11 protein-coding genes are annotated in these 13,448 nt (G+C 72.5%); 6 read left to right on the top strand and 5 right to left on the bottom strand.

Annotated elements, in window-relative coordinates; genetic code table 11:
* Nucleotides 1-22: 22 nt before the first annotated feature.
* Nucleotides 23-1,246, bottom strand: coding sequence for a glycosyltransferase (locus V6V47_RS12535; protein ID WP_334628326.1), 1,224 nt, complete (start codon nt 1,244-1,246; stop codon nt 23-25).
* Nucleotides 1,243-2,391 carry a DegT/DnrJ/EryC1/StrS family aminotransferase gene (locus V6V47_RS12530; RefSeq protein ID WP_334628325.1) on the bottom strand — a complete coding sequence of 383 codons (1,149 nt, stop codon included), beginning with the start codon at nt 2,389-2,391 and terminating at the stop codon, nt 1,243-1,245. Before V6V47_RS12530 ends, V6V47_RS12535 begins: the two co-directional genes overlap by 4 nt.
* A gap of 216 nt (nt 2,392-2,607) precedes the next feature.
* Between V6V47_RS12530 and V6V47_RS12525 the strand changes: the two genes are divergently transcribed.
* Both V6V47_RS12525 and V6V47_RS12520 read left to right on the top strand, forming a co-directional pair.
* Nucleotides 2,608-3,168, top strand: coding sequence for an acyltransferase (locus tag V6V47_RS12525; protein WP_334628374.1), 561 nt, complete (start codon nt 2,608-2,610; stop codon nt 3,166-3,168).
* Nucleotides 3,168-3,860 carry an acyltransferase gene (locus tag V6V47_RS12520; RefSeq protein ID WP_334628323.1) on the top strand — a complete coding sequence of 231 codons (693 nt, stop codon included), beginning with the start codon at nt 3,168-3,170 and terminating at the stop codon, nt 3,858-3,860. Before V6V47_RS12525 ends, V6V47_RS12520 begins: the two co-directional genes overlap by 1 nt.
* Here V6V47_RS12520 and V6V47_RS12515 read toward each other — a convergent pair.
* Nucleotides 3,746-5,020: a glycosyltransferase gene (locus V6V47_RS12515; RefSeq protein WP_334628321.1), complete on the bottom strand. Its 1,275-nt coding sequence runs from the start codon at nt 5,018-5,020 to the stop codon at nt 3,746-3,748. The two genes, V6V47_RS12520 and V6V47_RS12515, sit on opposite strands and share 115 nt — an antisense overlap.
* A gap of 233 nt (nt 5,021-5,253) precedes the next feature.
* On the opposite strand from V6V47_RS12515, the gene V6V47_RS12510 reads away from it, so the two are divergent.
* The 3 genes from V6V47_RS12510 (at nt 5,254) to V6V47_RS12500 (ending at nt 9,272) form a co-directional block, all read left to right on the top strand.
* Nucleotides 5,254-6,762 carry a lipopolysaccharide biosynthesis protein gene (locus V6V47_RS12510; RefSeq protein WP_334628319.1) on the top strand — a complete coding sequence of 503 codons (1,509 nt, stop codon included), beginning with the start codon at nt 5,254-5,256 and terminating at the stop codon, nt 6,760-6,762.
* A 116-nt stretch (nt 6,763-6,878) separates the two neighbouring features.
* Nucleotides 6,879-8,000 carry a glycosyltransferase family 4 protein gene (locus V6V47_RS12505; protein ID WP_334628318.1) on the top strand — a complete coding sequence of 374 codons (1,122 nt, stop codon included), beginning with the start codon at nt 6,879-6,881 and terminating at the stop codon, nt 7,998-8,000.
* A gap of 3 nt (nt 8,001-8,003) precedes the next feature.
* On the top strand, nt 8,004-9,272 hold the full coding sequence (locus V6V47_RS12500; RefSeq protein ID WP_334628317.1) for a glycosyltransferase family 4 protein: 1,269 nt from the start codon (nt 8,004-8,006) through the stop codon (nt 9,270-9,272).
* A gap of 190 nt (nt 9,273-9,462) precedes the next feature.
* Here the strand turns inward: V6V47_RS12500 and V6V47_RS12495 are convergent, their stop codons facing one another.
* Nucleotides 9,463-10,710, bottom strand: coding sequence for an O-antigen ligase family protein (locus V6V47_RS12495; RefSeq protein ID WP_334628316.1), 1,248 nt, complete (start codon nt 10,708-10,710; stop codon nt 9,463-9,465).
* A gap of 233 nt (nt 10,711-10,943) precedes the next feature.
* Entirely contained in the window at nt 10,944-12,179 is a 1,236-nt protein-coding gene (locus tag V6V47_RS12490) for a glycosyltransferase family 4 protein (RefSeq protein WP_334628315.1), read from the bottom strand.
* 223 nt (nt 12,180-12,402) lie between these two features.
* Between V6V47_RS12490 and V6V47_RS12485 the strand changes: the two genes are divergently transcribed.
* On the top strand, nt 12,403-13,338 hold the full coding sequence (locus tag V6V47_RS12485; RefSeq protein WP_334628373.1) for an NAD-dependent epimerase/dehydratase family protein: 936 nt from the start codon (nt 12,403-12,405) through the stop codon (nt 13,336-13,338).
* Nucleotides 13,339-13,448 lie beyond the last annotated feature (110 nt).

Raw genomic sequence — 13,448 nt, 5'->3', positions numbered from 1 at the left:
GTTTCGGCTGGGGGAGCGGCCGTCACTGGACCACTTCCGGCACGCGGCCGAGCTGCGGCAGGCGGCGACCGGCGAGCGCCGCCCGGTAGATCGCCTCGACGGTGGCGACCGTTCGCTCGATGTCGAAGAGCTGCAGGCAACGGCTGCGGCCGAGGCGGCCCATCGCGGCCCGGCGCTGGGGATCCGTCAGCAGGTCGACGACCGCGTCGGCCAGCGCGCCCGGGTCCGCCGGTGGCACCAACAGGCCGCTCTCGCCGTGTTGCACGGTGTCGGGCAGCCCGCCGACGTCGCTGGCCACCACGCCCCGCTCCATCAACAGCGCCTCGACGGTGGCGTAGGACGCGGATTCCTCGAGCGACGGTGTGACCGCCACGTCGAGGCCGGCCAGCACGTTCTGCACGTCGTTCCGCCGGCCGGTGAAGTGCACCCGCTCGGCCACCCCCAGCCGGGCGGCGCGCTCCTCCAGGTCGCGGCGGTAGCCCACGTCACCGGACAGTTCGTCGCCGACGACGAAGAGGTGGGCCTCCGGTACCCGGTGCAACAGGCGCGGCGCCGCGTCGAGGAAGACCTCGTGGCCCTTGAAGCCGATGTCCTGGAACGCCTGCAGTCGGCTGCGGTACAGGTGCGCGAGCATCCCGACGGTGGGCGTACCGGGGGCCAGTCCGAACTCCGCGCGGAAGGGCTCCCCGCTCGCGCTCGGGTCGAGCCGGTGCACGTCGCACCCGTAGTGACTGACCGTCACCGCCCGGGCGCCCATGCGTCGGTACTCTTCGGCGAACGCGTGGCACGACCCGATGAGGACGTCCACCCGGGGCAGGGTCGCGTGGTCGATGCGGCTCAACAGCGGACTCCGCAGATGTACGGTGCCGGCGATCTGGTTGACCAGCAGCGGCCGGCCAGCGGCCAGGTTGGCCAGTCGGCAGGCGATGTTGGCCTTCACCAGGTGGCCGTGCACCACGTCCGGCTTGAAGCGCCTGATCAGGCGGACGAGACGCAGTTGGGCCGCCGCGACCCGGGGAAGCTGCCGCGGGCGCCAACCCGACATCGGCACGATCTCGGTGCGCACCCCGGCTGATCGCAGTCGGGCGGTGAGCGGGCCCTCGCCCGGTACGACCGCGCACACCTCGTGGCCCAGCCGGGCCAGGCCGGTCACCTGATCGTGGAACCAGTCACCGCCGACGGCCGTGCTCGTCACCTGGAGGATGCGCAGTGGTCGGTCGTCGGCACCCCGGCGGTGGGTGCTCATGCCGCCCCGACCACGGCGCGTCGGGCCAGGAAGTCGTCGATCGCTCCAAACACCTGCCCGACCTGCGGCTCGGTCAGCGCGCTGCCGCTGGGCAGGGCGAGTCCGTGGTCGAAGAGCCGGTCGGCTGCCCCGGTGAGCAGGCTCTCCGCGCCGGCGAAGACCGGCTGACGGTGCATCGGGTTCCAGACGGGCCGCGTCTCGATGCTGCGCGTCGCCAGGTGGGCGGCCAGGTCGGCGGCCCGCCAGCCACACTGCTCCTCGTCGACGGTGATGACGGTGAGCCAGCAGTTCGAGTCGGCGTCCTCCGCGCCAACCAGTTCGACACCGGGCACCGGCGCGAAGACCTTCGCGTACTGGTCGCGGAGCTGCCGTCGTCGGGCGATCATCCCGTCCAGCCGGACGAGCTGGGCCCGACCGAGCGCGGCCAGCAGATTGCTGAGCCGGTAGTTGTAGCCGGTCTCGCGGTGCTCGTAGTGCGGCGTTGGTTCCCGGGCCTGGGTGGCGAGGTGTCGGGCTCGGGCGAGCAGCGCCGTGTCGTCGGAGACGAGCATCCCACCGCCGGACGTGGTCATGATCTTGTTGCCGTTGAAGGAGAGCGCGCCGACCCGTCCGAAAGACCCGGCCGGGCGGCCGCGATGGCTCGCGCCGAGCGCCTCGGCGGCGTCCTCCACGAGGGGGATCCCGGCCTCGGCGCAGACCGGGGTCAACCGCGTGTAGTCGGCGCAGCTGCCGAACATGTCCACCGGGATGATCGCGCCGACCCGCTCGCCGCGCGAGCGCAAACGTCGCACCAGCTCGTCGACGACGTCGACGTCCACGTTGCCGGTCCGGGGGTCACAGTCCACGAAGACCGGACGCGCGCCGATGTACCGGACCGCGTTGGCGGTCGCGATGAAGGTGAGGGTGGGCACGATGACCACGTCGCCGGGGCCGACCCCGACGCCGAGCAGGGCCAGGTGCAGAGCGGCGGTACCGGAGTTGACGGCGACGGCACCGCCGGTGCCGACCCGCTCGGCGACCGCGCGTTCGAAGGCGAGGAGGTCCGGGCCGACCGGCGCGACCCAGCCCGAGCGCAGGGCGGCGACGAGGTACGACTCCTCGAGCGGGCCGATGTCGGGTGACGAGAGGTGGACGGTGTCGCTCATCGGGCGGTGCGCCCTCCTTGATAATGGACAAAAGCCGTGTAAGAGTATTAGCAGGCATCATCAGGGTAAAAGCCTGGAATGGCCATAGTCGTGATGATTGGCCCGGCGGCTTCGCGGTGCCCTGCGGCCTGTCGGCGGGTCTTGACCCGTTCGGGCGACGGGGACGGCTACCCTCGGTCTGTTCATTTCATGACAAAGGTGTAGTCAGTGATACGAATGCTGGGCACGGTACGTGCGCTACACACGGCTCTTCGTGATCGTCGAGCGGCAGCCCGGGACCCGGAGGGCTTCGCGCGCTCCCTCGGCGTCGACCTGCGGGGCCGGGTCCGGTTCTACGGCGTCGACCGGGCGATGTTCGGCTCCGAGCCGTGGCTCGTCTCCCTCGGCGACAACGTCTACGTCACCGCCGGGGTGCAGTTCGTCACGCATGACGGCGGCACGCTGATCCTCCGCAAGGAGGTGCCCGATCTGGAGTGGACCGCTCCGATCGTGGTCGGCAACGACGTCTACCTCGGAGTGCGGACGACCATCCTGCCGGGGGTGACGATCGGCAACCGGTGCGTCATCGGCGCCGGCTCGGTGGTGGCCCGCGACATCCCCGACAACAGCGTCGCGGCCGGAGTTCCGGCCCGGGTGGTCCGGACCACGGACGACTATCTCGCCCGCATGCAGGCCCGTTCACTGCGCTGCGGGCACCTGCCCGCGGCGGAGAAGGCGGCGGTGATCCGGCAGATCTACGGGGTGCCGGAACAGACCGGCCCGCGAGCGGGCTCCTGATGCGGGTCGGCGCGCACCGTCCCGGTGCGCTCCTCCGGCCGGTGGTCGTGGCGCTGGACCGTCTCCTGTGTTCCGGCTCCCGGGCCCGTCGCGCCATCCGTGGCCTCGCCCTGGCCGGCCGGTTCGCTGCCCGGGGCGACAACTTCACCTTCGACCCCGATGGCGTCTACACCTGCCACACGATCGAGGTGGGCCGCAATGTCGACCTCGGGTACCGGCCGATCCTGATGGCCACCCGCGCCCGGATCCGGATCGGCGACAACGTCATGTTCGGTCCCGAGGTGACCATCCGGGGCGGCAACCACCGCATCGATCAGGTCGGCCGGCCGATGATCGCGGTCGGCAAGGAGCCCGGCGACGACACCCACGACCGGGGCGTGACTATCGGAGACGACGTCTGGGTGGGCACCCGGGCGGTGATCCTGCACGGGGTCACGATCGGCCGGGGGGCGGTGATCGGCGCCGGCGCGGTGGTGACCCGTTCAGTCCCGCCGTACGCGGTGGCCGCCGGCAACCCGGCCCGGGTGATCCGGCTGCGGTGGCCGGTCGAGACGATCCTCGCCCACGAGCGGCAGCTCTACCCGGCGGACCGGCGGCTGAGCGAGGCCGAGCTGTCCAGCCTGGCCGAGGTCCCGGTGCCGCGGTCGACGGCGCAGACGAAACCGCTGACCACCGGCGTCCAGGCCCGGTAGTCGAAGCAGTAGGCCCGCTCGCGGGCCGCGTGGCTCATCGCCCACCAGTCCGCGTCGCGCAGGGCCAGCGCCCGGGCCAGCCCGTCCCTGACGTCCACCTCGGTGGGACCGGCCAGCACGATCCCCTCCCGACCGTCGACCACGTACCGGGCGAGGTCGCTGGTGTGGTTGAGCAGCACCGGGCAGCCGGCGGCCAGGCTCTCCGGCACCTTGGAGGGGAAGCCCGCCTGCGCGTACCCGGCGGATGGCCGGACCAGCACCGAGAAGTGCGACCGGCGCAGCTCGGCGAGCACCCGTTCGCGCGGGACCCGCCCGAGGAAGCTGACCTGGTCGTCGAGGTCGCCCAGTGTGAGGTCGCCCAGGTCGGAAAGGCTGTCGGCCTGGTCCCGGCTGATTCCGGCGATGACCAGGTGCACCCGGGACCGATCGGCGGCGGGCAGGCCACGGATGCCCGCCAGCACCACGGCCAGCTGATCCTTCGGTCCGGCGGAGCCGGCGTAGAGCAGCCGCAGCCCGTCGTCGAGCGAGGGCGGTGCGGGATCGGGGTAGTCGGCGCAGTCCACCTGTGGCGGCACCAGCAGCGTCGGTCGGCCCCGGCGGACGAAATGCCGCTCCAACGCCTCGGAGATGGCGATGATCCGGCCGGCCAGCCGACCGGCCAGGAACGACGACCACCGGTGCCGGATGAAGTAGGGCGTCAGCCGGCCCCGGGGAAACTGCGCCGGGTCGTGCCGCTCCAACACGTCCACGGTTACCGGGCAGGGCACCACCACCCGCAGGACCGCCCAGGTGAGCAGGTCCCAGAGGCCGAGAGGCAGGTACACGCCGGTCAGCTCGCGGCGGCGGACGCCGGCGCGGCGCAACGCGGCCACCATTCGCAGCGGACGGGTCCGCCGGTGCAGCCAACGGCCGAGCACCCCGCCGCCGATGCGACGGCGAGGCAGCGTGATCAGCCGTACGCCGGGCGGCAGGTCCGGGGCGGTGGGCGGACACGTCCCGTCCTCGGGCCAGTCGTTGACCACCAGGGTGACGCCTCCGGGCGGGGTGGCGGACCGGGCGAGTTGCAGTAGCCGGTTGGACATCGCATCGCCATGCGGAAACCGGTACGCGGCGAGCGCCATCAGCAGTGGCGTCTTGCCGGTAATGGCGGGCTCGCCCATACTCTGCCTCTCTGGGGTGTTTGAGGTTATGCGGCAGCTATGGACGTTAAGTCTAGTTCCACTGTCGACGACGTACGCCGACGCCGCTCCGTGTCGGCCAGGTAAGACGCGCGCCTCCGGCCTTCTGAGCGCTCAGTTATGGGCCGGGTACTATCCGCAACGGGACGGGTTTAATCGCCAACCGGGCGCTGGAGGCGGGACGGCATGCGACGACTGAGCGCCGGGGTGTGGCCGTGACCGGCCACGCGCCGGTCCACGCCGCGACCGGGCAGTGGCCCGCCCCCACCCCCGGCTCCGCCGCCGCCCACTGGCCGGTGCCCACTCCGACCCCGGTCGGTCGGAAGTCACCCGCGGCCGGGGCGCCCCGCGCCCTCGATTCCGGAGTCCGGAAGTCCCGGGGCCGGCGGCTCGTCATCGGCATCGCCACGTCGCTGGCGGGCAAGCTGGTCGGCCTGGTCGCGCCGTTGCTGATCACCCCGCTGGCGTTCCGCAGCCTCGGCGCCGAGCGGTACGGCCTCTGGATGGCGGTCACCTCCCTGACCGGCATGGCGCTCTTCGCCGACTTCGGGCTCGGCAACGGTCTGCTCACCCGGCTGGCCCGGCTGCACGGCACCGGCGAACGGCGGGCGGCGGCCCGGGAGATCTCCAGCGCGTACGCCATGCTCGGCGCCCTGGCCGTGCTGCTGCTGGCGGCGCTGTTCGTGACCACGCCCTGGGTGCCCTGGCCGGGGCTGCTGAACGCCACGGACCCGGCAGTGGCCGCCGACGCCCGACCGGTGGTCCTGCTCTGCTTCGGCGCCTTCCTGGTCAACATCCCCCTGGCGCTGATCCAGCGCGTCCAGTACGCCCAGCAGCAGGTGGCGCAGAGCAACCTCTGGCAGGCCGGCGGGAGCCTCGTCTCGGTGGCCCTCGTCTACGCGGCGGTCGCCGGTGGGGTCGATCAGGTGCTGGTCATCGCCGCCGCCGTGCTCGCGGTGCCGGTGGTCAACCTGGCCAACTCGCTCTGCTACTTCAGCTGGCAGGACCGGGACCTGCGCCCCCGCGTCGGTGACGTGCGGGTGCCGGTCGCCCGGGACCTGCTTCGACTGGGCGCGCGGTTCTTCCTGCTGTCCCTGCTCACCTCGGTGGTGCTCAACCTCGACGGTTTCCTGATCGGCCGGCTGCTCGGGCTGCCCGCGGCAGCGACGTACGCGGTGGTGCTGCGGGTGTTCGCCCTGCTGACGCTCTTCGTCACGCTGGTCAACATGCCGCTCTGGCCGGCCAACGGTGAAGCGTTGGCGCGCGGCGACCTGGCGTGGGTACGGCGCACCACCCCCCGAATGGTGTACCTGTCCGCCACGGTGGTCGCCCTACCCGGGCTGGCGCTCGTGTTCGTCGGCGACGACGTGCTGCGGCTCTGGGTGCGCTCGGCCGACCTCGCGCCGGTGCCGCGCTCGCTGTTCGCCGCGCTCGCGGTGTGGTCGGTGCTGCTGGCCGTCGCGTCTCCGCTGTTCATGGTGCAGAACAGCATCGGTCTGCTCCGGCCCCAGTTCGTCGGCTGGGCGGCGTGCCTGCTGGTGGCCGTACCCCTGAAGATCGTGCTGGCCGGCCGGGTGGGCCTGCCCGGGGTGGCGCTGGCCTCGGCCGCGACGTACGGGCTGACGGTGCTGCCGGCCGCTGTCGTCGGCTACCGCCGTGCGTTGGTGGAGGGGCACCAGGGCCGCCACCGGGCCGTGGAGATCGAGCCGCCAGCCGCCGCGTAACCAGGCGCGGCCCTCGGCGTGTCGGCGCTTCGCGGCTTATGCCGGAGTTACCGTACGTGGTGCTGTCGGCACGACGAGATCCGGTCGTTGCCGAGCCGCCGTCGAAGTGGAGGGTCATGCAGCGTCTCGTCGTGGACCGACCGGTGGTGGTGCAACACTCGGCCGGTGCCCCCGGCGCCAACGGGCCGCTGACCGCCGTGCAGCGGGTGCTCGACTCACCCCTGGCCGACCGGTACGAGTTCGTCCGGATGCACCAGAGCGCGGGCAACGGCGCTCTGAACGTGCCGCTGCTCCGCGAGTGGGTGCGGCTGTTGCGGCGCGTCCGCCCAGCCCTGGTGCACGTGCGCGGTTTGCAGAACGAGGGCTTCCACGGGGTGCTCGCCGCCCGTCTGGCCGGCTGTCCCCGGATCCTGGTCACCGTGCACGGCACGGTGCGCGATCTGCGCCAGCCCGGCCGGGCCTTGCGGCGCCGACTGCTGGTGTACGGGGCCGAGCCCGTAACCCTGCGGCTGGCCACCCACGTCGGCACCGTCTGCGAGTACGCCGCCGGCCGGGACTTCCTCCGCGACCTGGGCGGGAAATTCGTCGGGGTGATCCCGAACGGGGTACCGCTACCGCCACACCCACGGGTGGCCCGGGACCGCGTCCGTGCCGACCTGGGGCTGCACATCGACGACGTCGCCATGATCGCGGTGTCCCGGCTGACCTGGGAGAAGGGCTTCGGCGTGCTCGCCGACGCGCTGCGCCGGCTGTCGCCGCCCGCCGCCCGCCGGCTGCCGCCGCCCGCCCGGCGGGTGCTGCTGGTCGCCGGCGACGGACCCGACCGGGCCGGCATCACGGCCGCCCTGACCGAGGCCGGCGCTGCCGGCGGAGTCGAGGTGCGGCTGCTCGGCAACCGGCTCGACGTGCCGGACCTGCTCGCCGCGGCGGACCTCTTCGTCTTCCCGACCCTGCACGAGAACCTCTCCAACGCCCTGCTGGAGGCGATGGCGCACGAACTGCCGGTGGTCGCGTCGGCGGTGGGTGGCAACGTGGAGGTGCTGCGCTCCGGCGGCGGCCGGCTCGTGCCGGCCGGCGACCCGGACGCCCTGGCCGCGGCGCTCACGCCGCTGCTCGACGACCCGGCGGAGCGGCGCCACGTCGGGGGCCTGGGCCGCAAGGTGGTGGCCGACGGCTACAGCCTCGACGTCATGCTCGGCTCCCTCGACCGCGTCTACGAGCGCCTGATCGGGGAGTGAGCGGTGCCACCGGAACGCAGCCCCCGGGTCACCCTGCTGGGCTTCACCGTGACCGACGAGCTGCTCGCCGAGATCATCGCCCGGGACACCATCATGCCCACCCAGACCCACACCTTCGCCTGGAGTCTCATCCGCAGTCTGCGCGCCGCCGGCTGCCCGGTGCACCTGCTCTCCGCGGCGCCGGTGTCGAGCTGGCCGGGCAACCGCCAGGTCCGCTTCCGTGCGGGCCGGTTCCGGCAGGACGACGTGGACGGTCAACTGCTGGCGTTCGTGAACCTGCTCGGCCTCAAGCACGTCACGCGGTTCCTGGCCGCCTGGCGAACCGGCGGTCGCGCCCTGCGCGACGGTGGGACCGACGTACTACTGATCCACGGCGTGCACTCGCCCTTCCTGTGGTTCGGCGCGCTGTGGGCCCGGCGCGCGGGCGTCCGGGTGGTCCCGGTGCTCACCGACCCGCCGGGCGTCGCGCTGCCCACCGACGGCCGGGTGGTGCGGCTGCTGCGCGGGCTGGACGTGGCGCTGGTCCGGGCGGCCCTCGCGCGCTGCTCCGGGGTGATCGCGCTGACCCCCGCGCTCGCCGACGACTTCGCGCCCGGTCGCCCGCGACTGGTCATGGAGGGGATCTACGCGCCGGATCCGGGAGGCGACGCACCCGCGGACACCGCGGCGACCCGGGACATCGTGTACGCCGGTGGACTCAGCCGCGCCTACGGCGTCGACCGGCTGGTCGAGGCGTTCCGCGGCCTATCCAGTGACGACCTGCGGCTGTTCGTGTACGGGCGCGGTGAGCTGGCGAACTGGCTGCGCGACCAGGCTGCCCTGGACCGGCGCATCGCGCCTCCCGAGTTGCTGCCCCGGGCCGAGTTGCTGCCCCGGCTGGCCCGAGCGAGCGTGTTGGTGAACCCGCGCCCGGTCGACCAGGACTTCGTCCGCTGGTCGTTCCCCTCGAAGATCATCGAGTACCTCGCCACCGGCGTACCGGTGGTGAGCACCCGGCTGCCGGGCATCCCGGCGGACTACACGCCCTGGCTGTCGTTCGCCGAACCGGACACCGTCGACGGCCTGCGCACGGCGATCGATCGGGTGCTGAGCCTCTCCGAGCGGGAGGCTCACGCCCTCGGGGCCGGTGGGGCGCGCTTCGTCCGGGAGACCCGGAACCCGGCCGCCCAGGGCCGCAGGATGCGCGACTTCCTCGCCGGTCTGACCGGGCTCGGTGGTCGGCCCACCGCCCCGGTCAGCGCCGGCACCGTCCAGCCGGAACGGGCCGGCTGAACAGGGTCGACGTTCCTTTCCGCACCGGTCCGGTCCCCGTCCCCCCGAATCACTGTCGCGCGCCCTTTGCTCTGCTTCACCCGGCGCAACACGGACGGCCTCTTGTCGTTGCGTCCGTTGAAGCAGAGCAAAGGGCAAACATCCGGGCCGGCCAGCCGGGATCGAGGCGCACCGTTCGCGGGGACAGGAGCTAGCGCGTCGTTGCTGACGGCATCCTGACGGCACGCTCGGGGCCGAGGTGCCGTCGCTTGTCGACGCCGACCCGCCGGCGCTGCCGGTGGGCCGGAGGCCGGACGGGCAGCGCCACCGGCAGTCGGGACCAGATGGCCAGCACCAGCCAGGCCGCCGGCGAGATCTCCCAGTGGCCGCTGAGCCAGATCGGCGTCCACGCGACGATCAGAGCGCCCACCAAAAGCCCATGACGACGGCCCTGACCCGGGGCTGCGCCGCGCAGGAGGAAGCCGATCAGCGCCACGAACAGGCCGATCCCGAGAAGGCCCACGTCGTTGCCGAGGGTGAGCAGCAACGTGTGCGCACCCACCTCGTAGTACGGGTTGGTGCTCGGGAAGGCGCCCGCACCGATGCCGACCACCGGTGACTCCCAGAACGACGCCTCGGCGATCGGCCAGACGGCCAGCCGCCCGGAGAGGTCGTCGAGTGGCCGGTCGAACAGGTTCTCCAGCCACTGCGGCGGGTGCTGCGCCAGGTGCCCGAACGGTACGGCGGTCAGAAGGATGACCGCGGCGGGCGCGGCGAGGACCCAGGTGCGTACGGCCAGGCGGCTGAGGATCAGATAGACCGCGACGGCGGTCAGGGCGATCAGGCTGGCCCGCGTCCCGGTCAGCGTGGTCGCGTAGACGAACACCGGCAGCAGCAGCCACAGCGCGACGCGAACCAGCCGGTTGCCGGGCCGGACCACCAGCAGCAGGAGGCTGACCAGCACCGCCGTGACGAGGCAGTAGGCGGTGTAGTTGACGCCCACGCCGTCGAGGGAGGTGCGCAGCGCCGGAGTCGGGTCCGCCTCCGCGCTGTCCCGGACCAGCATCAGCTGCACCGCCGCCCAGAGGGCGCCGCCGAGGAAGGACCCGGCGACCAGGAGTAGCCGGCGTCGGGTGGACAACACGTGTCGTGCGGCGATCAGCAGCAGGGCGACGGTCCACCAGGCCCGTACGGCGATCTGGCTGCTCTCGACGTCGCGGCTCCACATGAGTGTGGTGCTGGCCCAGCAGCAGATCAGCAGGGCCAGGTAGTCGGCCGGCCCGATGCGGGGGATGCGACCACTGGTCAACAGGGCGAGGGCGGCGAGCCAGAGCCCACCGGCGAACACGAGGTTGGGGTTGGCCGGGGCGAGCGCGGCGGCGACGCAGATCGGCAGCACGCCGAGCCCGGCCAGGTTCCACCGGGGAGCGACGAGCCCCTGCGCCGGGACGCCCGGCATGCGGAGCGAGCCGATCGGCGACGAGCCCGCAGGCGGGCCCGCCGAGGGACCTACCGGCGGATCCATGGTGGACTCGACTGCCCCGGGCCGCTGCGCCACAGGCTCTCCTCCCGCCGTACGGTGATCCGTCCGGCGGCCGCCGGACCGTGCCGCAACGAGCCTAGGCGGGGCATGAGCAATATAACTGTTTTTCGCCCGATGTCGGAAAAACGTGGTGCTGACGGTTTGTCGCATCAGGCGCGGCCTCGGATGATGGCCTTGGCGAGCATGTCCTCGAGTTGGTCCACACCCACACGCAGGGACATCCGGTCCAGGTAGAGCTCGCGGCCTCGGCGGCCCATCGCGAGCCGCTGGTCGGTGGGCACCCGGGCGGCAGCGGTGAACTGTTCGGCCAGCGCCCGCCAGTCGTCCGGCGGGCAGACCAGCCCGGCGCCGCCGGTCTCCACCAGTCGGGCGGCGTCGCCGTCGGCGGACATCAGTATCGGCGCGCCGCAGGCCAGCGCGGCCTGCAACTTCGAGGGCACCGTCCCGCGCAGCCACGGGAGGTCGCGCAGCATGACGAGCTGGTAGTCGGCAGCGCCGTACAGCTCGGCCATCTCGGCGGCCGGACGCTGACCGAGGAACCGGACGTTGCCCGCGCCCAACTCGTCCGCGAGCTTGCGGGCCTGCTCCGCGCCCAGTCCGGTGCCCACGAAGACCAGGTCCACCGCGTCCGGCACGGCCGCCGCCGCCCGGATCGCCACGTCGACACCCTGCAGCAACCCCAGATTGCCGGCGAACATCACCGTGGTCCGGCCCCGGTGGCCGATCGTCGCCCGGGCCTCGTCGGTCGCCGGTACGGGGCGGAACAGCACCTCGTCGGTCCAGTTGAAGACGGTGCGTAGCGCGCTTGGATCGACGCCTCGCTCGACCAACTGCTCGGCCATCGCCGGCGCGATCACCGCGACCCCGGCGCACCGCCGGTAGATGCGGCGCATCGTGCCGCTGAGGATCACGTCCAGCGCCCGCCCGGCGAGCCCCGACGGGGCCATCCCGGACGCCGTGACCGACTCGGGCCACAGGTCCTGCACGTGCAGGACCGCCGGGACGCCCCGCAGCGTACGCAGCAGCCCGGCGGGGACGTACGAGGTGGGTGGCGGGTGGTAGACGTAGATCGCGTCGACGCCGCGCAGGTAGCGCAGCGCGGCCACCGTGCTGGTGGCGGCGAAGGAGAGATAGCTGGCCGCCCGGCGCAGGCCGGACCGGTCGTGGCTCGGGTACGCCGGCACCCGGCGCACGGTCACCCCGCGGTTGGTTGCCTGGTGGTTCCAGCGTTGCCGCCAGCCCGGGTAGGTCCGTCCGAGCGGCAGGCTCGGGAAGGTGGTCAACACCCGGACCTCGTGCCCCCGACGGGCCAGCTCCGCGGCGAGCTGACCCGGCACGAAGGTGCTCTCCGGCGGGTACCACTGACTGATCAGTCCGATTCGCATGCGCTCGGCGCTCCCGTCGACCTCGACTCGCCCATCAGGGCGGACAACGGGCGGACGGGATCGAAAGACACGCGACGTCCGGTCCGTTTCACGTGACTTGTGGCTAGAGCCGTCGTTGTCCCACTGTGGTCGCCGCGCGGCCACGTCCTCAGGCTCGCCGGGCTGGCATCGTGCCGCCGGGTCGGCCGGGGGCCGGACCGACCGGGGAGACACGTTGAAGGTAGTGGTGACCGGGGGTGCCGGCTTCATCGGCGCGAACCTCGTACGGGCGCTCGGCGAGGTTCCGCAGGTGAGCGAGGTGGTAATCGTCGACGACCTCTCCACCGGGCTGCTGGACAACCTGGACGGGCTGCCGGCCCGCCTGTTCCAGGGCAGCGTGCTCGACCCGGACCTGCTGGACGACGCGCTCGCCGGCGCGGCCAGCGTGGTGCACCTGGGCGCGCTCGGCTCGGTGCCGCGCTCCATCGACCAACCACTGCAGAGCCACCACGCCAACGCCACCGGGACGCTGATGGTGCTGGAGGCGGCCCGCCGGCACGGCGTACGGCAGGTGATCCTGTCCTCCTCCTCGTCGGTGTACGGCGCCAACCCGGTGCTGCCCCGGCAGGAGGGACTGCGCCCGGTCCCGGTCTCGCCGTACGCGGTCTCCAAACTGGCCGCCGAGGCGTACGCCGTCGCTTACTCCGCCTGCTACGGCCTGCCCGTGCTGCCGTTCCGGTTCTTCAACGTGTTCGGTCCCCGGCAGGCGGCGCACCACGCGTACGCGGCCGTGCTGCCCCGGTTCGTCACGGCCGCGCTCGCTGGCGAGCCGCTGCGGGTGCACGGCGACGGCCGGCAGACCCGCGACTTCACGTTCGTCGGCAGCGTGACCTCGGTGATCGTCGACGCGATCGTCCGTCGGGTGACCACCACCGACGTGGTGAACCTCGCCTTCGGCGCGCGGATCTCCCTGCTCGACCTGATCGCCGAGTTGGAGGACATCCTCAGCCGACCGCTGCCCGTGGTGCACGAGCCGCCGCGCCCGGGTGACGTCCGCGACTCGCAGGCCGACTGCTCCCGGCTGCGGGAGCTGTTCCCGTCGGTGCGTCCGGTGGCCCTGCGCTCCGGGCTGGAGCAGACCGTCTCCTGGATGTCCGGTCACGTGCTTACTGGCCATTAGCATCTTGTTTGGTGTGTTTCAGCCCAAACGGCGTATCCGGTGCTCAGAGGCCTCGTTGACCCGAATGCCGTATCCGGCGGGGCTTCCGCCTGGCGGCGGACGGGAGAATC

The sequence above is a fragment of the Micromonospora sp. CPCC 205539 genome (assembly GCF_036906815.1).
Classification (GTDB): domain Bacteria; phylum Actinomycetota; class Actinomycetes; order Mycobacteriales; family Micromonosporaceae; genus Micromonospora.
The sequence above is the reverse complement of the archived record's forward strand: the minus strand, read 5'-3'. Positions and strand labels throughout refer to the sequence as shown.

Excerpts from the sequence above, each read along its gene's own strand:
- V6V47_RS12505 (WP_334628318.1), top strand. The coding sequence starts at position 6,879 with ATGCAGCGTCTCGTCGTGGACCGACCGGTGGTGGTGCAACACTCGGCC.
- V6V47_RS12525 (WP_334628374.1), top strand. The coding sequence starts at position 2,608 with ATGCTGGGCACGGTACGTGCGCTACACACGGCTCTTCGTGATCGTCGA.
- V6V47_RS12520 (WP_334628323.1), top strand. The coding sequence starts at position 3,168 with ATGCGGGTCGGCGCGCACCGTCCCGGTGCGCTCCTCCGGCCGGTGGTC.
- V6V47_RS12515 (WP_334628321.1), bottom strand. The coding sequence starts at position 5,020 with ATGGGCGAGCCCGCCATTACCGGCAAGACGCCACTGCTGATGGCGCTC.
- V6V47_RS12530 (WP_334628325.1), bottom strand. The coding sequence starts at position 2,391 with ATGAGCGACACCGTCCACCTCTCGTCACCCGACATCGGCCCGCTCGAG.
- V6V47_RS12535 (WP_334628326.1), bottom strand. The coding sequence starts at position 1,246 with ATGAGCACCCACCGCCGGGGTGCCGACGACCGACCACTGCGCATCCTC.
- V6V47_RS12490 (WP_334628315.1), bottom strand. The coding sequence starts at position 12,179 with ATGCGAATCGGACTGATCAGTCAGTGGTACCCGCCGGAGAGCACCTTC.
- V6V47_RS12495 (WP_334628316.1), bottom strand. The coding sequence starts at position 10,710 with ATGCCGGGCGTCCCGGCGCAGGGGCTCGTCGCTCCCCGGTGGAACCTG.